26 protein-coding genes and 2 tRNA genes are annotated in these 24663 nt (G+C 37.5%); 11 read left to right on the top strand and 17 right to left on the bottom strand.

What is annotated here, in order from left to right:
* The first annotated feature begins 28 nt into the window (after nt 1-28).
* Nucleotides 29-2470: an AAA family ATPase gene (locus tag D9K81_RS09085; RefSeq protein ID WP_120375707.1), complete on the top strand. Its 2442-nt coding sequence runs from the start codon at nt 29-31 to the stop codon at nt 2468-2470.
* 46 nt (nt 2471-2516) lie between these two features.
* On the opposite strand, the gene guaA is transcribed toward D9K81_RS09085, so the two are convergent.
* The 3 genes from guaA to D9K81_RS09070 all read right to left on the bottom strand — a co-directional run bounded on the left by guaA (nt 2517) and on the right by D9K81_RS09070 (nt 5216).
* Nucleotides 2517-4085 (bottom strand): glutamine-hydrolyzing GMP synthase, encoded by a 1569-nt coding sequence (gene guaA / locus D9K81_RS09080; protein ID WP_120375706.1) that lies wholly within the window; start codon nt 4083-4085, stop codon nt 2517-2519.
* A 200-nt stretch (nt 4086-4285) separates the two neighbouring features.
* Entirely contained in the window at nt 4286-4651 is a 366-nt protein-coding gene (locus tag D9K81_RS09075) for a NirD/YgiW/YdeI family stress tolerance protein (protein WP_227602065.1), read from the bottom strand.
* Nucleotides 4652-4796: 145 nt separating this feature from the next.
* Nucleotides 4797-5216 (bottom strand): DoxX family protein, encoded by a 420-nt coding sequence (locus tag D9K81_RS09070; RefSeq protein WP_120375411.1) that lies wholly within the window; start codon nt 5214-5216, stop codon nt 4797-4799.
* Nucleotides 5217-5411: 195 nt separating this feature from the next.
* Between D9K81_RS09070 and D9K81_RS09065 the strand changes: the two genes are divergently transcribed.
* Nucleotides 5412-6053: a DedA family protein gene (locus tag D9K81_RS09065; protein WP_120375483.1), complete on the top strand. Its 642-nt coding sequence runs from the start codon at nt 5412-5414 to the stop codon at nt 6051-6053.
* A gap of 11 nt (nt 6054-6064) precedes the next feature.
* On the opposite strand, the gene D9K81_RS09060 is transcribed toward D9K81_RS09065, so the two are convergent.
* From D9K81_RS09060 to D9K81_RS09040, 5 genes are all read right to left on the bottom strand, one after another.
* Nucleotides 6065-6661 carry a LysE family translocator gene (locus D9K81_RS09060; RefSeq protein WP_120375484.1) on the bottom strand — a complete coding sequence of 199 codons (597 nt, stop codon included), beginning with the start codon at nt 6659-6661 and terminating at the stop codon, nt 6065-6067.
* A gap of 329 nt (nt 6662-6990) precedes the next feature.
* Nucleotides 6991-7386, bottom strand: a complete 396-nt coding sequence (locus D9K81_RS09055; protein ID WP_120375412.1) for a hypothetical protein — start codon at nt 7384-7386, stop codon at nt 6991-6993.
* Nucleotides 7387-7398: 12 nt separating this feature from the next.
* The gene (locus D9K81_RS09050; RefSeq protein WP_120375413.1) at nt 7399-8235 is read right to left on the bottom strand and encodes a ParA family protein; all 837 of its coding nucleotides are present in this window, start codon (nt 8233-8235) and stop codon (nt 7399-7401) included.
* A gap of 90 nt (nt 8236-8325) precedes the next feature.
* Entirely contained in the window at nt 8326-8718 is a 393-nt protein-coding gene (locus D9K81_RS09045; RefSeq protein ID WP_120375414.1) for a SirB2 family protein, read from the bottom strand.
* Nucleotides 8719-8724: 6 nt separating this feature from the next.
* On the bottom strand, nt 8725-9036 hold the full coding sequence (locus tag D9K81_RS09040; protein WP_120375485.1) for a BolA family protein: 312 nt from the start codon (nt 9034-9036) through the stop codon (nt 8725-8727).
* Between the two features lie 203 nt (nt 9037-9239).
* On the opposite strand from D9K81_RS09040, the gene D9K81_RS09035 reads away from it, so the two are divergent.
* Nucleotides 9240-9312, top strand: a tRNA-Gly gene (locus tag D9K81_RS09035).
* Nucleotides 9313-9359: 47 nt separating this feature from the next.
* Nucleotides 9360-9435 (top strand) — tRNA-Gly (locus D9K81_RS09030).
* Nucleotides 9436-9759: 324 nt separating this feature from the next.
* Here the strand turns inward: D9K81_RS09030 and D9K81_RS09025 are convergent.
* The gene (locus D9K81_RS09025; RefSeq protein WP_005094613.1) at nt 9760-9987 is read right to left on the bottom strand and encodes a helix-turn-helix domain-containing protein; all 228 of its coding nucleotides are present in this window, start codon (nt 9985-9987) and stop codon (nt 9760-9762) included.
* Nucleotides 9988-10099: 112 nt separating this feature from the next.
* On the opposite strand from D9K81_RS09025, the gene D9K81_RS09020 reads away from it, so the two are divergent.
* From D9K81_RS09020 to D9K81_RS09000, 5 genes are all read left to right on the top strand, one after another.
* Nucleotides 10100-10309, top strand: coding sequence for a hypothetical protein (locus D9K81_RS09020; protein WP_000122748.1), 210 nt, complete (start codon nt 10100-10102; stop codon nt 10307-10309).
* A gap of 19 nt (nt 10310-10328) precedes the next feature.
* Nucleotides 10329-11513, top strand: a complete 1185-nt coding sequence (locus D9K81_RS09015) for a site-specific integrase (protein ID WP_121523243.1) — start codon at nt 10329-10331, stop codon at nt 11511-11513.
* Complete coding sequence (locus tag D9K81_RS09010; protein WP_004895356.1) at nt 11503-11751, top strand: hypothetical protein; 249 nt, start codon at nt 11503-11505, stop codon at nt 11749-11751. The genes D9K81_RS09015 and D9K81_RS09010 overlap by 11 nt, the downstream gene beginning before the upstream one ends.
* 68 nt (nt 11752-11819) lie before the next feature.
* Nucleotides 11820-12392 carry a DUF1376 domain-containing protein gene (locus D9K81_RS09005; protein WP_121523241.1) on the top strand — a complete coding sequence of 191 codons (573 nt, stop codon included), beginning with the start codon at nt 11820-11822 and terminating at the stop codon, nt 12390-12392.
* 10 nt (nt 12393-12402) lie between these two features.
* Nucleotides 12403-13149, top strand: a complete 747-nt coding sequence (locus D9K81_RS09000; protein ID WP_121523239.1) for an ATP-binding protein — start codon at nt 12403-12405, stop codon at nt 13147-13149.
* Between the two features lie 253 nt (nt 13150-13402).
* Here the strand turns inward: D9K81_RS09000 and D9K81_RS08995 are convergent, their stop codons facing one another.
* The 7 genes from D9K81_RS08995 to D9K81_RS08965 all read right to left on the bottom strand — a co-directional run bounded on the left by D9K81_RS08995 (nt 13403) and on the right by D9K81_RS08965 (nt 21951).
* The gene (locus tag D9K81_RS08995; RefSeq protein WP_121523237.1) at nt 13403-14527 is read right to left on the bottom strand and encodes an NAD(P)-dependent alcohol dehydrogenase; all 1125 of its coding nucleotides are present in this window, start codon (nt 14525-14527) and stop codon (nt 13403-13405) included.
* A 24-nt stretch (nt 14528-14551) separates the two neighbouring features.
* Nucleotides 14552-16015 (bottom strand): aldehyde dehydrogenase family protein, encoded by a 1464-nt coding sequence (locus tag D9K81_RS08990; RefSeq protein WP_121523235.1) that lies wholly within the window; start codon nt 16013-16015, stop codon nt 14552-14554.
* A 16-nt stretch (nt 16016-16031) separates the two neighbouring features.
* On the bottom strand, nt 16032-17186 hold the full coding sequence (locus tag D9K81_RS08985) for a carbohydrate porin (protein ID WP_235831038.1): 1155 nt from the start codon (nt 17184-17186) through the stop codon (nt 16032-16034).
* 200 nt (nt 17187-17386) lie between these two features.
* A complete protein-coding gene (locus tag D9K81_RS08980; RefSeq protein ID WP_121523233.1) occupies nt 17387-18862 on the bottom strand; it encodes a flavin-containing monooxygenase in 1476 nt (491 codons plus the stop codon).
* A gap of 11 nt (nt 18863-18873) precedes the next feature.
* Nucleotides 18874-19725, bottom strand: a complete 852-nt coding sequence (locus D9K81_RS08975) for an alpha/beta fold hydrolase (RefSeq protein WP_121523231.1) — start codon at nt 19723-19725, stop codon at nt 18874-18876.
* Between the two features lie 69 nt (nt 19726-19794).
* Entirely contained in the window at nt 19795-21168 is a 1374-nt protein-coding gene (locus D9K81_RS08970) for an MFS transporter (RefSeq protein ID WP_121523229.1), read from the bottom strand.
* Nucleotides 21169-21204: 36 nt separating this feature from the next.
* The gene (locus D9K81_RS08965; RefSeq protein WP_121523227.1) at nt 21205-21951 is read right to left on the bottom strand and encodes an SDR family NAD(P)-dependent oxidoreductase; all 747 of its coding nucleotides are present in this window, start codon (nt 21949-21951) and stop codon (nt 21205-21207) included.
* 165 nt (nt 21952-22116) lie between these two features.
* Here D9K81_RS08965 and D9K81_RS08960 point away from each other — a divergent pair, with 165 nt between their 5' ends.
* Nucleotides 22117-22911: an IclR family transcriptional regulator gene (locus D9K81_RS08960; RefSeq protein WP_121523225.1), complete on the top strand. Its 795-nt coding sequence runs from the start codon at nt 22117-22119 to the stop codon at nt 22909-22911.
* Nucleotides 22912-22937: 26 nt separating this feature from the next.
* A complete protein-coding gene (locus D9K81_RS08955; RefSeq protein ID WP_121523223.1) occupies nt 22938-23714 on the top strand; it encodes a 3-ketoacyl-ACP reductase in 777 nt (258 codons plus the stop codon).
* A gap of 39 nt (nt 23715-23753) precedes the next feature.
* Here D9K81_RS08955 and D9K81_RS08950 read toward each other — a convergent pair whose 3' ends face one another.
* A complete protein-coding gene (locus D9K81_RS08950; protein ID WP_121523221.1) occupies nt 23754-24623 on the bottom strand; it encodes an IS982 family transposase in 870 nt (289 codons plus the stop codon).
* Nucleotides 24624-24663: the final 40 nt, after the last annotated feature.

Raw genomic sequence — 24663 nt, 5'->3', positions numbered from 1 at the left:
AAGATTTATAGTTTTTAGGGGAAGCTTAATGAAAATACAAAAAATTTCAGAAATTAAAAATTTTTCCATTTTTAAAGATTTCAAATGGGACGACAATTTAAGTCTTGGAAACAATCAAACTTATGACTTTAAAGATATCAATATTTTTTATGGACGAAATTATTCAGGTAAGACAAGCCTATCTAAAATAATTAGAAGCCTTGAAACAAAAAAAATTCCTGATAAGTATGATAGTCCTGATTTCAAAATTAAGCTTGCTGATAATCGTGAAATAACCCACATTAGCCTTCAAAATTTTAATCATCCAATCCATGTTTATAACTCTGACTTCGTCAAAGAAAACCTAAAATTCATTCATAATGAAGATGATGATATCGAATCTTTTTTAGTTACTTTAGGTGGTGAAAATCAACAAATTTTAGATCGTATTCGGGTGTTAGAAGCTGAATTAGGATCAAATGAAGCAAGCAGTAAATCTGGTATCTACCTTTTCATCCAAAATAAAGATAAGGATGTAAATGATGCATGTGAGAATCATGATTCTAAGAAACGTAATTTAGATAAATTACTTTCAGATAAAGCAACTCGTAGCTCTGATTCAATAAAAAATCAGCATGAAAATTTTGGTAATATTCGCTACGATAAGCGAAATTTAGAAGCAGATATTTCTGAAGTCCAAAAATCTAATTATCAAGTTTTAACTGACCATCAAAAAGAAGAAAAACGAGCATTAGTAAAACAAACTGAATTACCCTCGCCACCTAACATCCCCAAATACACCTTAAACTTCTCTTCACTTGTTCAGGCAACAAATGAAACTTTAAAAACCGTTGTTAATCTTAGTGGAAAAATTGAAGAATTAACAAATAACCCTACACTAAACTCATGGGTACAAACGGGACATCAGCTCCACCATGATCGGGATACTTGTGCATTTTGTAGTAACAAAATTTCAGATGAAAGAGCAGAAAATCTTAAACAACATTTCAATCAAGAATTTCAATTGCTTCAAAGTAGAATATCAAAAGGCATTCAACTTTTAGATAATGATTTAGAGAATGAAATATTCAAATTCACTTTAGATATTACCCCCTATTATCCACATTATCACTCTAAGCTCTCAGCATTAAAATCCAATCTAGACTCTGTATTTAGTCAGCAAAAAGCATCACTTAAACAATTAAAAGTAATACTCGAGCAGAAAAAGAAGAACCCTTTCATAGAATTAGAGTCTATAAACCCACAAGATTATTCTCTAGAAATTACAACTATTCTTGAGCAAGTTTCTGATATTAGAAGTGAGTGTATTCAATTCAATAGTGATTTAAAGGCTGAACAAATCCAAGCAAAAAATGCATTACGCTTGGATCACGTTTATGACTTCTTACAATCTATTAACCACTATCAATTAACCTCAGATATCGAACAAGCTTTTCAAACGATTGAGCCATTAAAAAATGAACTTAAAAATCTTACAGATCGAAAAGATATAATCTTGTCAGAAATTAAGACTGAAGAAGCTAAATTAAAATCCGAGGGTGAGGCTTGCAAGCGAATCAATGAAATCTTACAGCATGATTTCGGTCATCAGTATTTAAGTCTTGAGCCAATTGAAACTGCGAATATAAATGGTCAATCCATAAAATTTGAAATCCAGCGACTTAGAAATGGAAATAAAACCAAAGCTCACAATTTAAGTGAGGGTGAATGCAGTCTCATTTCATTCTGCTATTTTTTAGCAAAAATCCAAGATGATTTAGATCAAGATAAAAAACCAATCATTTGGATAGATGATCCTATTTGTAGTTTAGATAGTAATCATATTTTCTTTATTTACAGCTTAATCAATGAAAAAATTTGTGGTTTAAAGAAATTTTCACAATTATTCATTTCCACACATAATTTAGATTTCTTAAAATATTTAAAGAGATTAAATAATAGCTTCAATAATAATGGTGTAACACCTAATTTAAAGATAGCCAAATTTTTAATTCAAAGATTTGAAAATCACTCAATGATTTCTAAAATGCCTAATTACCTTAGCGAATATGCCACTGAATTTAACTATCTTTTTAACCAAATTCATACGTGCGCAAGTACAAATCTACTAAGTGACCACAACCACTCTTTCTTCTACAATTTTAGTAATAATGCACGAAAATTTATTGAAATTTATTCTTTTTATAAATTTCCAACCTATTTTAGGGAAGATGATGAGAGACTAAAAAACTTTTGGAATGATGAAATTTATAGATTATTCATTGGTCGAGTAAATAACGAATACTCACATTGTGCAGGAGTTCTAGAAAGAGGAATGTCACTAATGGATGTGCCTGAAATGCATCGAGTCGCTAAAGCAATTATTCAAAAGGTAAAGGAAGATACACAACAATATACGGCTTTATTAGAGAGCATTAATATAGATATAGCTAATGATCCATTGAACTCTCCTCAAATAGCAGTCGCATAAAAAAGGACGCCTAAGCGTCCTTTTCTAAATAATTTTCTTTAGAAAATTATTCCCACTCGATAGTCGCAGGTGGCTTAGACGATACGTCATAAACAACACGAGAAACTTCAGCAATTTCGTTCATGATACGAGTAGAAATTTTATCTACTAGGTCGTATGGAAGGTGCGCGAAACGGGCTGTCATAAAGTCAACAGTTTCAACTGCGCGAAGTGCAATTACCCATGCATAACGACGGCCATCACCCACTACACCAACAGATTTAACAGGTTGGAATACAGCGAATGCTTGTGCAGTTTTATCATACCAGCCACTTGCACGAAGTTCTTGCATGAAAATGTCATCTGCTAAACGAAGGATGTCAGCATATTCTTTTTTCACTTCACCCAAAATACGAACACCTAAACCTGGACCTGGGAATGGGTGACGATAAAGCATTTCGTAAGGAAGACCTAAAGTTGTACCTAAACGGCGAACTTCGTCTTTAAACAAATCACGGATTGGCTCAACCAATTCAAATGCTAAATCTTCTGGTAAACCACCCACGTTGTGGTGCGATTTAATTACGTGCGCTTTACCATTTTTAGTGGCAGCAGATTCAATTACGTCAGGGTAAATCGTACCTTGCGCAAGGAAGTTTACGCCGTCCAGCTTACGTGCTTCTTCAGCAAATACTTCAATAAATTCACGGCCAATAATTTTACGTTTTTTCTCAGGATCAACTTCACCTGCAAGCGCAGATAAGAAACGATCTTCAGCATCGGCACGAATCACACGGATACCCATGTTTTTCGCAAACATGTCCATCACTTGCTCGCCTTCGTTCAAACGAAGTAAACCGTTATCTACAAATACGCAAGTCAATTGATCGCCAATTGCTTTATGAAGTAACGCAGCTACAACAGATGAATCCACGCCACCTGAAAGACCTAATAATACTTTTTGATCACCAATTTGCGCGCGAAGTTGTTCAACACGTAAATCAATAATGTTTTCTGAGTTCCACAAGTTACGGCAACCACAAATACCGTGAACAAAGTTCGATAGTAATTCAGCACCTTTAGCAGTGTGTGTTACTTCTGGGTGGAATTGAATACCGTAGAAACGACGTGCTTCGTCAGACACCATGGCAAATGGGCAACTTGGTGTGCTTGCAGTGACTTTGAAGCCTTCAGGAATGGCAGTCACTTTATCGCCATGACTCATCCAAACTTTTAGCTTGTCTGCAGAATCTTGAAGATCACCAATCAATTTGTCACGAACTTGAATATCAACTTCTGCATAACCAAATTCATGTACATCACCTGGCTCTACTTTACCGCCAAGTTGTTGTGACATGGTTTGTAGACCGTAGCAAATACCCAAAACTGGAACGCCTAAGTTAAATACAACTTCTGGCGCGCGTGGGCTACCGTCAACATAAACGCTTTCTGGACCACCTGATAAGATGATACCGTTTGGATTAAAAGCACGAATGTCTTCTTCAGACATATCAAAAGCATACATTTCAGAATATACGCCAGCTTCACGTACGCGACGTGCAATTAACTGACTATATTGAGAGCCGAAATCCAATATGAGGATACGATCTTCAGTGATTTGAGTATTGGTAGTCATGACAAACAACTATGAAAGGCAAACGAGATAAGCGCGCTATTCTAGCATTTTTCCGCACTTTGCGCACACTATTCGGACAGTACAATAAATATTGATTTTTATTAGTTTTTTTAAATCATAAATCAGCATCCTGAATGCAGACATCATTGAAGCTGCTCAATGATGTCTGCTGACCGATATAGGCTATGCAATAGACTCACTTACTGTGTCAGTTTTTCAATTTTTACCACTTCGACATCGGTGGGCTTATAGCGATGTGTATCTACTTCCCCAACTGCACGGACCTTATCTCCTACCTGAATGCCAGAAGCTTTCCAAATATCATGATCGATTTCTAACAGAATCAGTCCAGTTCCGTCATTAAATTCATAATGTTCCTGATTCAAATGCTTGATTAAAGTACCAGTCAAAGTTATTGCCGTACCATCTTTCAACCCTTGAATATCAGCAACTTGCACATGGCGATCACTGGCTGCCTGAATAATAGCGAGATCATCTCCAGCCCAAAGCTGACTACTTAAACTCATAGCACCAGCAAACAGCATGAGTGCGATTTTTTTATTCATTTTCATACCTGTTATGCAATGTTTTCACCTAATATCTAAACAAAAAATAGACGTAAATTGAGTGAGTTTTTGTAACGTTTATAGGCAAAAATAAAGCGGTTTTCAGCCTGACTGAAAACCGCTTTATGTTAACTGTATTAATGACTTATTTTTTTTCAAGCAACTGATCAATACTTACTTTACCCGCGCCATGTAACATCAGGAACAGTAGACCACCAGACATTGCTAAGTTTTTCATAAAATTAATGCCATCTTCTGCACCACTATGAAAAATGAAGGCAGTGATCAAACTAAATACCGCCAAGCCTAATGCAGCCAAACGCGCTTGAAAGCCAAAAAGAAGCGCTAAACCGCCACCGAGCTCAACCAAAATGGTTAGAGGTAATAAAGCACCCGGTACGCCCATAGATTCCATATAGCCTGCTGTCGCAGCATAAGCAGATAGTTTGCCCCAGCCTGCAACAATAAAAATATAGGCCAGCAATATTCGCGTAATCACGCTCACAATATTGTTTGCTGCTGGATGTTCGCTAATCTGCTTGACTGCTGTATTTGGATTAAACATGAGTTTTAGCCTTTTTAAATTCTGTTCGGTTGATGGGCTTATCTTATTTTGTTGCTTTAAACTGATAAATATGTATTTTTAATACCCATCGTTGCATAAATAGAATGCATTTTCTGTAAATTAGTGTGCTTTTAATACTGACTTTCATAGATGGGGCTGATAGCATCAGACTACATTTTTGCGCGTTTTTTATTCATGGAACTTATTGATTTTATATTGCATGTTGATGCACATCTGCTCGAATTTGTCCGCAATTATGGGGGCTGGATTTACGGCATTCTCTTCCTGATTATTTTTGTAGAAACAGGCCTTGTGGTTATGCCTTTTTTACCCGGCGATAGTCTGTTATTTGCTGCAGGTGCATTGGCAGCATCCACAGGTGCCATGAATCCTTGGGTATTATTTATCTTATTATTTATTGCTGCTGTCTTGGGCGATACACTGAATTACCACATTGGTAAATATATTGGCCCACGTGTATTTGAAATTGAATCACGTTTTATTAATAAACAGCATTTGATTGCAACACAAAAATTCTTTGCCAAACACGGCGGAAAAACCATTATTTTTGCGCGTTTCATTCCTTTTGCACGCACCTTTGCACCCTTTGTAGCGGGTGCAGGCAACATGAATTATAAGTTTTTCCTGACTTATAACGTGATTGGTGCGTTCTGCTGGACAGGTTCATTTATTTTATTGGGCTATTTATTTGGCAATATGCCAATTGTGAAAGACAACTTTACCCATCTTATTTTCGGGATCATCATTATTAGTGTTTTACCCGGCATTATTGGCTTCATTCGTCAAAAGCTAAAAAAAGCAGGTCCTACAACCTAAACATTTGGTCCTTATGCCGCAAAAAACCGCATAATCACAGGGCACATACATAACACCAATAGCATGGCCGATCCTTTGTATAAAAGATCGGCTTTTATTTGCTTTAAATTTCCCGCCAAAATGGCACGACCGAAGGCCATCCAAAACATCGCGACAGGACAAAGCACAAGACTAAATACTGTAAACACTAAAATAAAGCTGGTCGGATTGTCCCAAGTATTGAGTGGAAAAATACCCGCAGCAAAAAGCAAGGCCTTCGGATTTTTTAAAGTCGAAAAAAATAATTGATGCGGTCGGATGCCATTAAAACGTGCATTATGTTGTTGTAGATGTTTGGCCGTCCATAAATGAAAGGCCAACCAAAATACATAACCCACACTAAAAAAATGCAAAATTAGAATTAAATGAGGCCACGTAGGCGAACTCAAATGTATGAGCAAAGCCCAAAGGTTAATGGCATAAAAATAACCAAAAAACTGAGCGGGAATGAACAGACTGGTTTTAGCAACACCCTGCTGATGTGCTGAGCTTGCAAGTAAGGCATTCGTCGGCCCGGGTGTCATCAGAACCGCAATTACAGCCAATACAAAAAGCCAACTTTCAATCATAAAACCTAGAAAATTCAATAAAAATCGATCGCCATTATCTGCCAAGATTGACAAAAAACAAGTACGCATCAGATCAAAAAAATAGATTCAGCCAGCGTAACAATAAATTTAATACGCATTCTCAAATTAATATGCGTTATCAAAAACACCCTAGGAAAAATAAAAAATACATTGATTTATATGAATATTTTAAAATTAAAAACTTATTCTATTTTAATTATAGATGACAATATCTTAGCCAAGATAGCCGATTGAAAAGGACAAATTTTATTACATTTTTATTATGCTCAGCCCATATTCAACTACAGGCCAAGCATTAGTTCAAATCATTATTTTGCAGGTGTTGCTGTACGTGGAACCATCGCACAGCCTTTAAAATTGGCTGCTTGCAATACTGCTTCTTGCTCCCCTTTTAAGCGCGCAATCTCAGTATTTTTAGTATTTGATGATTGTCCCATATTCACCGATACACTCGGTGCAACCCCCCAACCACCGCGACTTCCCCAGCCACCACCTAAACCAACACCCACGCCCATACCTGTGCGTTTTGCTGGCTGTACACCATCATTTAAATGTTGCTGAATTCGGTTGTATTCACTTTGCAATTGATAGCAACTCAGCGACTGGTATTGCGTAGGCGAAACATAAGTTGGTTTTACCGTCGTTGCACAGGCACCTAACAGCATTGTACTTGTAGCCAAAAGGCTGACATAGATTGCTTTCATTGTGTTCTCAAGCTACTTCTTTTCAATTTCATTGAACAATAATTGATAGGCTTGCGTCAATTTATGTTCTGCAGCCAAATGAATTAATGGCTGATTTTTATGATGTGATTCTTTCATAATAATCGACGGTGGCAACATGTTCTCTAAAACAGGTAAGCCTTCATCTTTTAACTGTTGTACCACTTCGCGCGGAAGTTTTGCTTGTGCTTGGAACTGATTCACCACAATGCCTTCAATCTCTAAACGGTCATTATGGTCGTCTTGGGTTTCAATCACATTTTCAATTAAGGTCTGCAAAGCGCGTTTAGAAAACACATCGCAATCGAAAGGAATTAATACGCGATCTGCTGCAATAAGTGCCGATAACGTAAAAAAGTTAAACGCAGGTGGCGTATCAATAAATACTCGATCATATTGCCCATTTAATTGTTGCAATGCATCACGTAGCTTATAAATCTTATGTTTAGATTCTAATACATGCGCCAATGCGCCCAAACTTGGGCTGGCTGGAATCACATCTAAATTCTTAAAGGGTGATTGATGGACATAGCCATCTAGGCCTTTAGAACGATTTTTTAGTAATGAACCAATCGCATTACCCAAAAGACCTTTACTTTGTGGTGCGCCTAAAACGTCCTCAAAATAATTTTCAATATGTGGCTCAAGTGCAGGTTTATCTGCCGAATAAGTAGCATCATCACCCAATAAATACTGGCTCGAATTCGCTTGCGGGTCTAAGTCGATGACTAACGTTTTAAAGCCTTGATGTGCACTAATGGCCGCCAAATTTACGGTAATACTGGATTTACCAACCCCACCCTTTTGATTAAATACCACACGCGTCCGCATGTTGTTCCCCTCAAATTTTATTATTGATGTATTTAGATGGGTCTTAGTTTAACCAAGACCCTTTTTGGCTTGCCCAATCATGTTAGACAATTAACCAAAGTTTGGTTTTAAAATCACTAGACCAATAATCGAAACTAAAGATAGCACTGCCAAAAATAGACCTGCTCGGCGTTGTACCAATAAAATTTCATCCCCCTTGCGGTAAGCTTTGCCCAAAGAAGACAGTAAAACTAAAAACAGCACCACTTTGGCATAAAACCAAGGTTGTACATCAAAGTTTTTCATCCATAACAAAACAATACCAGTCAATGCAATAAGGGTCATGGCACCATGCTGCAAGGCAACAAATAGCTTACGCGCGACAGGGTTCGGCTGATTGCCTTGTACCCCTTGGAATAGCGTAAATGCACGAACTAAAACCGCCAAGCATGCCAAAGTTGCACCAGTCATGTGTACAATCTTAATCAGTAAGTGTGTATCCATCGTGACTTATTCCACTTTAGGTGCATGAGCACATTCTGGGCTCGGTGTAGCTTGTCCTGCCCATTCTTCAGGCAAAAAAGCATGAATGGCTAAAGCATGAATTTTACCTGCACCCAATAAATCCCCTGCCACACCATATACTTTTTGGTGACGCTGAACTAAACGTAGCCCAGTAAAGGCTTCACTCACAATGATTGCTTTAAAGTGTGACTCTTTCCCTGGGAAATAACCGCCATGCCCAGCAGATTCGTTCACCACCTCTAAATGACTTGGCGTTAATTGCTGTAAACGCTCAATCAATTGTTGCTCCAAGTTCAAGACCTGACTCCAAAAATCCGAATTTATCATTTGAGTATACATGCTTCTCTAGTGGCGTTGCGCCAGCGCACAGATGAAAAAAACCGCTCGCGCTGAAAAAAACAGCATAAATTCGCGAAAATTGATTTTATTTTATGCAAACAACACAAGCTTTTGCATAATTCTATTGACCGAAAAAGGCTTTACTGTATTATACGTGGCATGCGGGAATAGCTCAGTTGGTAGAGCATAACCTTGCCAAGGTTGGGGTCGGGAGTTCGAGTCTCCTTTCCCGCTCAAAATTTTTTCATTCGGTTTTTTATTTAAAAAATTGGATAGACTCTGCGGGAATAGCTCAGTTGGTAGAGCATAACCTTGCCAAGGTTGGGGTCGGGAGTTCGAGTCTCCTTTCCCGCTCCAGATTCAAAAAGCCCTCATCGAAAGATGGGGGCTTTTTTCTTATTGATTTTATTATAGTTTTTTAAACTCTTCTTCCTTTGTTATTCGATTCAATAAAAAAAATTCTTAATGTAATTTGTATTTTGTGACCAAGATGTGACCATAGCGTGCCCACGACAATAAAAATGGTCTCAATTGACCTTAAATGTCCTCAATCGGTCACCACTTTCAGAGCTTTTTTGAAGGCAAAAAATCACCCTGTTCTCTTCCAAACAAGGTATTTTTTACCAAATGATCAAGGATTTGTGACCATCTCACTTTTTGATGTGACCATTTGTGACCAAACTAGCTATTATCATTTTGATTATTATCAATTTTCTTAAAAATCAATAAATCGCCCACTTCCACATCTAATGCAATACAAATTTTATCAATGGTCTCAAAATCAATCCGTACAGATTCATCATTATAAAGTTTATGTAAAGTAGATTTATTAATTCCAGTACTTCTCACCAAATCAGCAACCTTAAGTTTCCTTTCTGCTAATAAAACTGCCAAGTTTGAAATAATCATAAAATTTCCTAGTTAAATAATAAAAAGTACTTGCAACAACATAAAAATATGATAATTTATGTCTTAGGAATAATTTTTCCTAGTTACCTAGTAAAAAATATGAGGCTTTATTATGTCATATACCTATCTCACAGCCCAGCAACTGGCTGAAAAAATCCAGTACGACGCTCGTACCATTCGCAACCAGCTGAAGGACAGTGTCTTTATTGAAGGTGTTCACTACATTCGTCCTTTTGGTGGTCGAAAAATTCTTTTTGTTTGGGAACGCATTGAAACTGAAATGCTTAAATTCACCGGTTTAAGCATGGATGCCTTGCAATAAGGCTTAGGAGGTTTAACTGATGGCTACCATCCGGGAACGAAGTGGCAAACTGATTGCCGACTTTCGCTACATGGGCATTCGTTGTAGAGAGACAACCAATCTTGAAGACAATGCTTATAACCGACGCATTTTGAAAAAACGTCTCGAACAGCTTGAAGCTGAAATTACTTTGGGAACTTTTGAATACGAAAAGTACTTTCCAAAAAGTAACCGTGTTGAGGAGTTTAAGGAAAAAAGAAGTCAGCAAATCGCTGTACAAACCAAGGTTCCTCTTTTTAAAGAGTTTACTGAATTGTGGTTTAAACAGAAACAAATTGAATGGAGGACTTCATATCAACAAAAGGTTTCAATTGTAATCAAAAACTATTTGATCCCTGCTTTTGGTAATCAGGTTCTCTCAAAAATTAAGAAGTCAGACTTGCTGAACTTCCGTGCTTCCCTCGCCAAAGTGACTCACGGAAAAGATCAAACAAGTCTGAAAGCATCCAGGATTAATCAAATCATGACGCCTTTACGTATGATACTGAATGATGCGGCAGAACGATATGATTTTGAGTCGCCGTATAAAAATATAAACAATCTGAAGGAAAGTAAGATCGAAGTCACACCTTTTTCTCTGGAAGAGGTACATAAAATTCTTACTACAGTACGTGAAGATTTTAAACCTTATTACACCATTCGCTTTTTCACAGGTATGCGTACCAGTGAAATCGATGGTCTTCAATGGAAAAATATCGACTTACAACGTCGTGAAATCCATATCAGAGAAGCGTTAGTGAATGGTGTTCTGGGTGGAACCAAAACTTATGGTTCTGACCGTACCATCCAAATGAGTGATCGAGTTTATCAGGCCTTTCTGCAACAGAAAAGCTTAAATAATAGTAAATCCAGTTTTGTTTTCTGCAATCGTGATGGTGGGCCTCTCGATTATCGCCTGGTAAACAAGCGTGTCTGGCATCCCCTGCTACGCTTTTTAGGGCTAAAGCCTCGTCGTGCTTATCAAACACGTCATACCGCTGCAACGCTCTGGCTGTCGGCAGGTGAGAATCCGGAATGGATCGCACGCCAGCTGGGACATTCAACCACTGAAATGCTGTTCCGGGTCTATAGCCGTTACATTCCCAATGTTACGCGTCGCGATGGCAGTGCTTTTGAAGCCATGCTGGAGAAACTAAATACAGAGGAGCTTGCCCATGAACAGTAAAGCTTTCTTTGGCGGTGTAGTCGTTAGCCCAGAAGCAGATATGGTCGCGCGTGAACTCATTCATGAGTTACACATTCCCAAACTGCACAATCTGGCCTTTTTGCTGGAAATCAATAAATGCTTCGATGATCACCAAGCATTGAGACTCTGGCTACAGCGAATGCTGGATGAAGGGCAAGCCCATTACGATGACCTGGCCCAACAGGCCCGTCTCCGGTTAATGAGTCTCGCTCACTAATAAAACAAATATAGAAGGTCATCCAATCGATGACCTTAGCCCCTTTATACCCATAAAAAGGTGAAAATATGCATAAAGATATTTCAATTTGGATGCCACTCTATATTGGCGACTTGCAGGCAAAATTCGCACGAATGACTGCAGAACAAATTGGTGCAGCACTGCTGTTAATGATGGATTTCTGGAAAAATGGTGCTATTCCTCATGATCTAGCGACGGTCTGCAGCATCACGAAATTACCGCAGCAGACCAAGGCTAAAACTTTGTTGAATACGCTGATGTCATTGGAATTGTTTGAAATCGAATCTGAACAGATTCATTCAAATTTTTTAACCAGTTTAAAAAGCCAGGCTTTACAAAATCAGCAGATGAAATCTGATAAAGCTAAAAATGCAGCGCAAGCACGCTGGAATAAATCCGCAAGTAATGCTCAAGCATCTAACAAGCAAGTGCAAAAAAATGCTCAAGCATCCTCTGAGGATACCCCGAGCATTGCTCCGACCAAGCTCAAGCAATGCCCTTCATCTTCATCTTCATCTTCATCTTCATCTTCATCTTCATCTTCATCTTCATCTTCATCTTCATCTTCAAATTTTGAAGAAAAAAATGAGAATTTTTTAGAAAATTCAAAATGGATTTAGGAGAACGACCATGAATACTATGCTTAAAACGCTCCAGATTCACGCTGAAGCAACGGAAACGTTTTGTCCTACCCATCATACACCCCTGATAGAAATTGCCGGTCACAGACTCTGTAAATTGTGTGCAAAAGAAACCGTCCATCACTCACATGCAGCCTATGCAGATGAGCTGCAACAGCGATTGCTACAACAGAAAATTAAAAATTCAGGGCTCAATAAACGCTATCTGGATCGTGGCTTCAAGAATTATGTAGTTGCATGCCCTGCACAAGACAATACCATCAAGCTATGTCAGGCCTTTGCACAGCAGATTATTTCTGACCACAACCCGAACATGTTGATGATTGGTACACCGGGTACAGGTAAAACCCATCTGAGTGCATCAATTATTCGCAACATTCTGCATAACAGTACAAAATCTGCACGCTACTATACCAGTGCAGAAATTGCTCAAAAAATGATGGATACCTGGTCAGATGCTTCACGCTCTGAGAAAGAAGTCATCGACCATTTCTCCAGTTTTGATTTATTGGTGATTGATGAATATGGCCTGCATGACCGGCACGAAAAACGCATGGAGATGGTGCATAAGGTCTTATATAGCCGTTATGACAACATGAAATCCACACTGCTGATTTCTAATCTCACATTACAGAATATGCAGCAAGATTTAGGTGTCCGATTATGGTCACGGTTACATGAAAACAATTTGATTGTAGTGCCGTGTTATTGGGATGATCATAGGATTACTCGCTAAAATTTTAGTCAAGCCAATCATCAAAATTTTGATAATTGGTTTTTAAACCATTAAAACGTAGCTAACATTCGGTGTTAGGAAGTTCTATTAGCAATATTAAACCCTTTATAAAATAAGCTAAATGTAGGGCTCTGGAATTAAACTATCTTGATTACTAATTGATTATTCCTACCAGTAAGCGCTACATTTAATTTTTTATAATTAATAGGGTTAAAAAATGTGAATAGCTATTAAAAAATATTAATAATATTAGTTAGGCTATTCTAATTACTGGTTTTAAAGTAATACCCCTTTCACTATCTAATGCTGCTTGATTAATATCATCTAGGCTATAAAATTTAATTAGCTTATCAAAGGGGAAACGGCCCTGCTTATAAAGTTCAACTAATTGTGGAATAAACCATTTTGAATTACAGTTACCTTCAATAACTCCCATAATGGTCTTACCATTTAACAATAAATTATTTACATCGAATTCTGCTTTTACGCCTAACCGTGGAGCTCCCACAACAGCTATCTTACCCAAGGTTCCTAAAGCTTCAACACCGTTGCTTATAACTTCTGGACGGCCTGTACTTTCTAAGGCAAAATTTACACCACCATTAGTAATCTGCTTAATGACTTCAATAGGATTTTGTTCCTTACTGTTGACTACATGGGTTGCTCCCATTTCCTTAGCTAAAGCTAGACGAGACTCAACAATATCAACAGCTATGATTGTTGTTGCACCACATACCTTCGCCGCTAGTACGGCACTTAAGCCTACCGCACCAGCCCCCCAAGTCAAAAAGCTGCTTCCAGGTCTAACATTTAAAGCATTAATCACTGTTCCGGCACCCGTTTGTATTCCACAACCTAGAGGACCTAATATTTCAAGAGGAACATCCTTACACACTTTTACAGCATTATTTTCACGACTAATTGCATAAGTTGCAAATGATGACTGTGAGAAGAAATGATCATTGACTCCAACATGATCGTGGGTACAAATAGCATTACAACCATTTTGATCTTTACCACCAAAGTTACGTACAAATGCTTCTTCACAATATGTTAGATTACCAGATAAACAATGGGTACAAGATCCACAGTAACCATAACTCAAGACGACATGATCTCCAACACTTAGACTTTTTACTTGTGGGCCAATAGCTTCAATAATTCCCGCACCTTCATGTCCTAATACTGCTGGTAATGGGACAGGATAATATTGATCACGAACGATTAAATCTGTATGACACATTCCAGTTGCGACTATTTTTACTAATACCTCATCACCAATTGGTTCACGAATTTTTAGTTTTTGTATTTTAAAATCAGCACCCTTACATTCAGTAACTGCTGCATAAATCTCTCTATAAGATAGTTCATTAAGCATATTATTTCCCTATAAGTTAATTGGTTAAACTAGATAAGTCTTAGATTCTGTCTGACATGTTATCCAGTGAGTACGAGTAAACTCATCGATGATCCATTGATCATTAAAACGTCCAAGACCTGAGTTTTTTTCCCCACCAAATGGTGCTCCTGGTTGGTCTTCAATAGTAATATCATTGATATGTGTCATACCCACATCAAGTTTTAAAGCGAAATCTTTACCTCTTTCTAGATTTTGGGTACAAACTGAACTTGATAATCCATATTCAGAGTTATTTGCCAATACTAAGGCATGTGCTTCATCATTAGCTTTAATAATCGGCAACACAGGTCCAAAACTTTCTTCTTTAGCCAATGCTGACTCAGGATCTACGTTAATAAAAACATGTGGTGGTATTACATTATTTTTAATCTCACCGCCTAATACTAACTCAGCACCCTGTGCTATGCCCTGTTCAATCAATTGTTTAATATTTTTGATTTGGTTTTTATTGATTATTGGTCCTACAATTGTTGTAGTCTCATCAGGATCACCGTATGGGATAGTTTTAACTTTATTAATTAATTTGTTGACGAAAGCATCATGAACTTTTGCATCAACAATCACGCGGTTAGTACTCATACAAATTTGGCCTTGATGTAAGAACCGACCAAAAGCAGCAATACTTGCTGCTAAATCTAGATCAGCATCATCTAGAACAACTAATGGTGCATTACCACCAAGTTCTAGAGCGACGCGTTTTAACAATGGTGCAGATATAGCTAATTGTCCTACACGTTTACCTACAGCTGTTGAACCAGTAAATGAAATAAACCGAGGTACGTTATGTTGTACAAAATAATCACCAATTTCTTTACCTGTACCTACGACTACGTTTAGTATTCCTGGTATAGCCCCAGCTTCTTGGAAAATATCAGCCAATAATAACCCACCTGTAATTGGTGAGTCAGAAGAAGGCTTAACTACGACTGTATTGCCGACAGCAATAGCAGGAATCACTGAACGTAAACTCAAATGAAAGGGGAAATTCCATGGACTAATAACCCCAATTACACCCAAAGGTTTACGATATACATGACTTTTTTGACCATCAACAGGACTTGTCAATACGCTATCTTTAACTCGATATGGGTAATCAGATGCCGCCGCAACCATGCTCAGCGCAGCATCAACTTCAATATTGGCTTTTAAACGTGTACTACCTGTCTCTTGAATAAGCAAATCAATGATTTCTTCACGACGACGCTCAATCACTTCTTTTATATTTAAAATAAAGGCTGAACGTATTTCAGGTTGACTTTCTGACCATATTACAAATGCACTTTGTGCGCTGGCATATGCAGCATCAACATCATTCATATTGGCGGCCTGAATGCTGCTAATAATTTTATTATTGTATGGATTAATGTTTTCAATCACTTGTCGTGATGAACCAAGAAGCCACTTATTATCAATAAATGTAGATCGTAATGTATCTTTATTCAACATTAGATTAACTCCAAAATCAGTAAAGTTTTGCTTTAAATAATGCGCCCACAATTAAGTTTTCATCGAAAGAATCGCCTTGACTTTTATAATAATTGTCTGGGTTCCAAATGAACTGCACGAATGGCGCAACCGAAACACGCTCATAGGCAAATTCGGTATCTATAGAAACAAATGTAGTTGTTTTATGTTGGTTACCATTTAAGGTTTGAGTATATGAATAGAAATCGTCATTTAAGGTACTTTGGCCACTACGTAATCCAAGCTTTTGCCCCAATAGACAATCTTTACAGTTTAGTCCTAATTCCCAATATGACTTATACACCCAATTTTCTTGATCAATATACGAGTATGTTCCCGCTACTTCATACCGTTGTTCTGGATCAAATTTATAGTTAAAACGAGCGTTATAACTATTAATTTGTGTATAAGTTTGACCAGTCAAAGCATTGCGATTATCCGATTTATTTTCAGAATAAGTTAGTTCGGCTTTACCACGTTTTTCTGGCAAATTATAGCCGGCAGAATAAATATAGTTTTCACCATTGCCATGGTTTAATGAAAAATCAAGGCCATTTTTTTCTTCAACAAAATCATTACTGTTAACTTCAAATGCACCAGCATGAATATAAAAATCGTCCGTCAGGTTATATTTGAAATACCCTCCCCAATAACCATATGGCATTGGTAATGAACCAGTTGCCGTTTTAACGGGATCAAGGCAAAGGGCTCCTAAACTACAAATGTTGTAGTAAAAATATCGTCGTGCGTTTAGACGACCAATAGAAGTGTAGAGTTTGTTGTCTGCCCAAGAGCTGTCCCAAGTTAAATTTGATAACTGAAAATCTGCAATATCATTCATTGCAAGAGCACCCGGTAAGTAACTTCCTACACCACCTTGCCAGTTCTCACTACTATTTAATTGGCTGTCATTATCCAAACCAAAAAGGTTATAGGTTAACGTGACTTTACCTGGGATCTTTAGATTCACATCTTCAAAGAATAAGTTGCTATTTAATGTTAAATTTGCAGAGTTAAAAAACTCACCTTTACTGCTATTTTTGGACCATAATGCGAGGTCTGTAAAATTGACGTGCACATCACTTTTCTTTTCCGCCTCTGCAACAGCCAAACTCGGTATTAATGCCATTAATAGAAAAATTCTAGTTTTCATTTTTGCTTCACATCCTTATTTTCAATTTAAAACGCTGTTTAAAATCGTATTTTTAGAAAAAATTATCCTTATCACCACTATCGCTAGTGGTGATAAATTTTGGATTTACGATGACTATTTAAGTAAAATTTAAGTGATCTATGCTGTGCCTTTCCACCTTGATAGCACAGCAGAACATCAACTTTTATAGTGATTTAATACTAAGAAAATTCGTAACCTTCTGGGTGGAATGTTCCATTATTGTCCCGGAATGAAAAGGCATAATCTGGCCAGACCAAAGTCAGATTGCCACTACGTGGATCGACATACCAGCTCTTACAACCACCCGCTAGCCAAACTGTACCTTCACTCATGGTGCGTAGACGCTTCACGTAATCATCTTCAGCTTGTTTACGGACGCTAAATACTTGTTTACTCTGCTGTTCTAAGTAATCAAGGGCTTGTAAGATATAATCAACTTGCGCTTCAATGATATACACCACTGAGTTATGTCCTAGCCCAGTATTTGGCCCATTGATAATGAACAGATTCGGGAAATTATGTACTGAGATAGCATCGTAGGCCTGCATCCCTTCATTCCACTGTTCATCTAAACTCTTTTGCTCTGCATTAAATACACGCTGTGCAAATGGTGGACGTGTTGCTTCAAATCCTGTCGCAAACACAATTGCTTCGATATTTTCAAAGCGTTCGCCATTGCTTGAAATTAGATCTGAACCTTCAATTTTTGCTAAAGCCGATGCTTCTAACACCACATGATCTTGATTGAAAGTTGGATAATACGTATTAGAAACGAGCAAACGTTTACATCCAATTTCATATTTTGGCGTTAATTTTTCTTGTAATTTAGTATCTTGAATTTGCGCTTTCAAATGCGATAAAGCCATGTTTTTTGCATCACTTACAAACTTCGGCACATTACGACGCTGAATGAAGTTAAACTCGCCTCCCCAGAAAATATCTTGGCGTAGCTTCTCCATTTCACTTGGCATACGTTTAAATAATTGCTTTTGCCCTTCGCTATACACATAATCCGGACGTGGAATCACATATGGTGCACTACGCTGAAACACCACCATTTCACTAGCAATTTCAGCCATACGTGGCACGATTTGAATTGCAGAAGCACCAGAGCCGACAATCGCGATACGCTTTCCTGCTAAAGACACGTCATGATTCCAACGTGCTGAATGGAAGAAATCGCCAGTAAAACTTTCTAAACCCTCAATTTTTGGCAAATGCTCATCGGCCAAATGTCCTGCTGCGGTGATTAAATAGCGTGAAATATAAGTGCCTTTTGATGTCTCAACCATCCATTTTTGTTGATTAGCATCCCACGATGATTTGATCATTTCAGTATGAAAGTGAATATGTGACCGCAACTGTTCTTCATCTGCTGTTTTCTTTAAATACTCTTGAATCTCTGGGCCAGGTGCGAAGGTTTTTGACCATTCTGGATTTAAACGAAAAGAGAAAGAGTACAAATGCGATGGCACATCACACTCTACTCCTGGATAGGTGTTGTCACGCCATGTACCACCTACTTCACCCTCACGTTCCACGATCAGGAAATTGTTTTTGCCTTTTTGTTTCATTTGAATGGCTAAACCAAGACCACCAAAGCCACTGCCTACAATTAATACATCTGTTTCAGCAACAATATTTTGAATATCCATTATTAATCTCCTTAAGCTTGTTTTGGATGGATAATGCTGCCTGCAACAAAGGTATCTGGTGCCGCAGTAAAATGATCGAGGTATTTAAAGACTTCTGCTGGGCGTTCAAAGACTACGCCATGACCACTTGGTACTTCGGCATAGCAGGCATTGGCAATCGTCCCGAATAATTGCTTGCTATGGTGTACAGGTACCATCTGGTCATAACTACAGCCGATTACTAAAGTTTTAGCTTGAATCTGAGTGACTGAGTCACTGATATCAATGCGCGTATTCAGTGCCATTTGTTTATCAACAAATGTCGTCACGGGGATATTGCCAAAATCGCTTAAATGTTTATCTAAAGAAGCCATTTGAATGAGGTTGTTACTAAATGCACAGAAGCCCATAAAAGCTTTTAACGCCGCTGAATTTTCTTGGCGAAGCGTTTTCCAAATATGATTTCTCAAACTCTGTTGCACATCAGTTTTTTGCCAACCTGCCAGTAAAATGAGATTTTTGACTTGTGCCTTTGCTTCAACTGCAAACTTTGCAGCCACGACTGCACCCAACGAATAGCCAAGTAAGCTGTATTTTTGATTACCCAATACAGCTTGTATTACAGCTCGAATTTGTTGAATTAAATCATCAAGTTCTAATTCATCTTCCGTAATATCCTGCCAATCGACAGAAATCACCCGACAACGAGTTGCCAATAGCGGAAATAAATAACCAAAATGTGTGTTTGTACTTCCTGCTGTGCCATGGATTAATACCAATGGTAGACGATTATTTTTGACTGCTGGCTCGCCAGAATCATAATAGGTGATCGCTAAGCCTTGATGTTCAAGCGTGTTTGGCAGATATTCATTAAATAAATTCATGGCAAAGTCTCCCCTTGCGATTTATAAAAATCACAATTTCTTTATATACGTGGTTAAAAAAGGTTTAGCTTAGTTCACATCACTTAAGTGAATGCCTTTGGTTTCTTTCCAATTGAACACAACAAACGTACCAATGGCGCAAGTCACTGCAATATACACATACATGACCCAGCCAAGATTGTTGCTAAAAAACCAACTATTTAAGTAAGGTGCAGTACCACCAAATAGAGCAACTGCTAATGGCATTGAAGTTCCCATAATTCGCGCACGATATTTAGTCGGGACACGTTCTGCGATAATTGCAGGCTGTGTACCACCAATGCAGGCAACAATCGCAAGCATGATGCTTTGAACAAAGAACAATGAGAGTGGATTACTTGTAATCATCGGCATTAAGATTGGGGTCAAAATAGCCATACTGACAAAGAAGAAAATAGTCACTGGTCGACGGCCAATACGATCTGAAATATAACCAGTAATTGGCACCATGATAATGTTGACTAACTGCGCACCTAAAGTTGCAAGGAAAGCATATTTAGCATCCATACCACGTGTAGTAATCGCGAATACTGCAGCATAAGCAGTCCATATGTAATATGGTAATGTGGTTGCGGCTTGATAGAAGAAAATACCAATCGCACGTTTTACAATCTTATTTTTTGACCATTCTTGCGTTGGTTGTTTAATTGATTTTTCTACAATAATTGATGCTGTTTGATGTTGTGCATCTTCATAGGCATCACTTTCTATCATGTTACGGCGCAAGAATAAAACAGCTAATGACAATAAAGCACCTATAAAGAATGGAACACGCCAGCCCCAATCACTTAATACCGCATTATCAAGTGTTGACGTTAGTAATACCCCTGTCAATGTCGCGATCATAGAACCGATACCGACACAGAAGAACATACTACTACTCCAAAAAGCACGCTTTTCAGGAGGCGCAATCTCACTTAAATAAGCATAAGACGCTGTTGACTCGCCACCATGAGCAAAGCCTTGTAATAATCGTGCAATTAATAAAAGTAAAGATGCCCACCCACCAATCTCTGCATATGATGGAGTAATTGCAATCATTAAACTTGCCGCGCTCATCATGAGCATGGTGGTTAATAAAACCCCCTTTCGACCGAGTTTATCAGCAAAAATCCCAAAGATTAATCCACCTAATGGACGAAATAAAAAACCAACGGAAAAAACAGCGAGGGTTGAAAGTAATGCTGAGGTTTTATCTTGAGGGTTAAACATCGCAGCAGCAATAAACGGTGCAAAAACCGCATAGATCGTCCAGTCAAACCATTCCAAGGTATTACCCACCCCAGTTGCGACTACCGATTTTTTACGCTCTGCCAAACTTTCCAAATAGCCCTTGCTAGAAGCGGACGTTGTTTCTTGTGATCCTTCGGCTATTCCATAGCCAGCCTGTATATCTTTTTCCATAAATACATCCATTTAAATCAAATATTTATATCAAAATTAATATGTCGCTCGTCCACCGGATAAATCAAATACTGCACCAGTAGAGAAGCTCACTTTCGAACTAGAAAGGAAGCAAACCATTTCTGCCACTTCTTGTGCCTTACCTAATCGCCCCATTGGAATTCGACTTAATAAATTATTTTTTACCTCTACATCGAACCAATCTGCATTTAACATATCGGTTTCGATTAATGCTGGCGCAATTGCATTAACAATAATGCCTTTTTGCGCGAGTTCCTTTCCTAATGTTTTCGTCATTGCTATTACACCCGCTTTCGCCGCTGCATAGCCACCACTTAAAGCATGTCCCTCCATTCCTGCAGAAGAAGCAATATTTACAATTCGCCCATAACCTTGTTTGATCATGTGTGGAATGACGGCCTTACACATTAAGAATTGGCTAGTTAAGTTAATGGCAATATCTTTTTCCCATGTAGTAATATCAATTTCCCACAAGGGCTTCATCTCACTGCCCATTCCTGCGTTATTGACCAAAATATTAATTTGGCCAAAATTACTTAAAGTAAGCTCGAGTACCTGATCAAAAAAACTTGGGTTTAACAGATCACCTATACAAGTAATCGCCATCCCACCTAAACTCTCAATTTCCGCTTTAAGCTCAGCACATCTTTTCGTATTTAAATCAACTAAAACCAATCGACAGCCTTCCGCTAATAAGCGAAGACAAATCGCTGAACCAATTTTTCCTGCTGCTCCTGTCACTATGGCAACTTGACCTTCCATATCATTAACTCCATAAAAAAGAATAAATAAAAAAAATCCACCTGATGGACTTATCAAGTTACTGTATTTAAAAAATACAATTTTTGTGTGAGTATTAAAATACAAATTAAGTCCATATAATGAACTTTAAATAAAACTCATCAGCGTAAGAAGGTCGTCAGTGTGATGAATACAAAGAAAAAAATTGATAGTGCAGAAAATACTTTGTTGATAAAAAAAATTGCAATTCTGCTTAATCATCTTAATAACAATGGGAAAGGAGCACGTTTAAAAAATTTGGTATTAGAGACAGGAATGGCGCACTCAACGGTTCATCGAATTCTTAATGAATTACGTGAAGTAGATTTTGTGACCCAGACCTCTGATAAAAGCTATCACTTAGGTCCTCAACTATTTACTTTAGGTTTAAGCGCACCTGTACCAATATACGATCTTGGAGCATTACGGGAATATGCAAATGAATTAGCACAAATTTGTAATGATTTAGTTTATGTTGCTATAAAGCAACTTAATGGAGTACGGTACATTTTAGTTTGTAAAGGAAATAGTCCTATCCTGCCTAATGTATTACAACAAAATGACTTTGTTGCATTTACTAGCAGTTATTCAGGTATAGTTTTATTAGCTTATTTAGATGAAGATAAAAGACGTAATTGGATACATAACCCTGATTATTCACAAGCACCTACAGAATGGGTATCTGAGAACCGTATAAAATTACAACACCAAATACCTAATCTATTAAAACAAGTCCAAGAACATGGATATCTTTATGGTCAGGATTTAGTTTTACCTGGTGTAAGCGGTATTTCAACAATTATTCCATCTAAAAATAGTTTAGTTCCCTATATGACAGTTTCTATCTCGGCTATATCAGAAAGATTAGCACCTGATCGCGCTAAAGAGCTCATCCCCGAACTACTTAAAACAGCCAAAAAAATGAGCCACTGTATTTATTAAACTCTTAACATCACAAGGAATATAGTATGCCAAATGCAATTGTAACTGGTGGAGCCCAAGGTATTGGTTTAGCCATAGCAAAAAAACTTCTTCATGATGGATTTAGTGTAGCAATAGTTGATATCCAAGAACCGCTAAATCTCAATGAAGAAATCAGGAATATGTTAAAAGATGAATCTTATAATATTCATTATTATCAATGTAATATTTCTGATATATCTCAACATCACAAAATAATAATGCAGATTTATCAAGAATTAGGAGATATAAATTGTTTGGTTAATAATGCTGGAATTGCAGCGAGACCGTTAACAGATGTACTTGATATTAGCGTTGAAATGTTCGATCAATCAGTTGAAATAAATTTAAGAGGTACATTTTTTCTCACACAATTAGTATCAAAAAAGATGATTGAAAATCAAAAAATTATAAATAAAGAATATAATAGTATTATTTTTATCACTTCTGTAGCCGCTGAATTAATAAGCACTACGCGTAGTCAATACTGTATCACTAAATCCGCTTTATCAACTACTGCTAAAATATATGCTAAACGTTTAGCCGAACACAATATTCATGTTCATGAAATACGTCCTGGTTTTATTCATACTCAAATGACGAGTTCATTAGGTAGAACAAATGTTGATGAATGGATTGAAGAAGGACGTGTACCACTTAAAAGATGGGGGCAGACTGATGAAATTGCAAAATCAGTTTCAACCATAGCACAAGGGCTGCTTCCATTTTATACCGGTGGCCACATATCACTTGATGGTGGCTTGACAATACCAATGTCACCGTAAGGCTTAACTTAGGCTCATCTATATTAACCCGAATCCTGCTTAAGCCAATGATTTCATAATTTGAATTGTTGGCTTATTTCGATGGGTTAAGTGGTATGCACATAAAGAAGCATAAATCCCACTTAGAAATCCATGAATACTACGAGCTTTACTCGTCACTAAATTATACTGTCCTTTCAATAAACTGAATAACGTTTCTATTTTATTGCGCTGTCTTAAGTGATATTCATCTGATGTACAAAGTTGAACAGACTGCATGTTTTTTCGATGATAGGTAATCAAATCAATACCTTGGTCTTTTAATCTACTTTTTAATTCCTGGCTGATATAGCCACGATCCGCATAAAGCTTTGCTTCGAAACCATCAACTAAATGTTCAACCATTTTTATGTCAGCAATATGCCCATTGGAGAAAGCAGAACGAACGATTTCACCGAATTGATTCATAACAACATGTAATTTACAGCCATAGAACCAGCCTATTGAGCTTTTACCACGGGATGCAATTTTGGCTAATGATTTATGACGTTGAATACGTTGATTTTTACAGACTGGTAGAGTCGTTGAATCAATCCATAAATATTGTTTATATTGACCTTTCATTACAGCTACATGTAAGGCATGTAGTGCCAATTGATGCATATTGATCAGGTGAATCATCCTTTGGTAACAGGGTAAGCTTTTAAATAAATGACTTTTATCCTGCTTCAACCATGAGAAGAATGCTTTGAAATTAATGAAGTGGGAGCACTTATACCAAATGGCAATAAAGCAAATTTCAGAAAGTGTAAGTTGTGCAGTTCTGACTCTTAACGAATGACGGCTTTGTTTGAGAACTTTCCAATAAGTTGCTTCAAATTTCAGAAAGAAATCATCAATTACGCAGAATAATTCGGTACTATTGAACATCAGGACTAAGGCTTTAGGTTTTGTGTGGTAACTCAACTGA

Source organism: Acinetobacter chengduensis (assembly GCF_003664645.1).
Lineage (GTDB): Bacteria > Pseudomonadota > Gammaproteobacteria > Pseudomonadales > Moraxellaceae > Acinetobacter > Acinetobacter chengduensis.
Note: the sequence above shows the minus strand (reverse complement) of the source record. Positions and strands in the feature narration are given on the sequence as shown.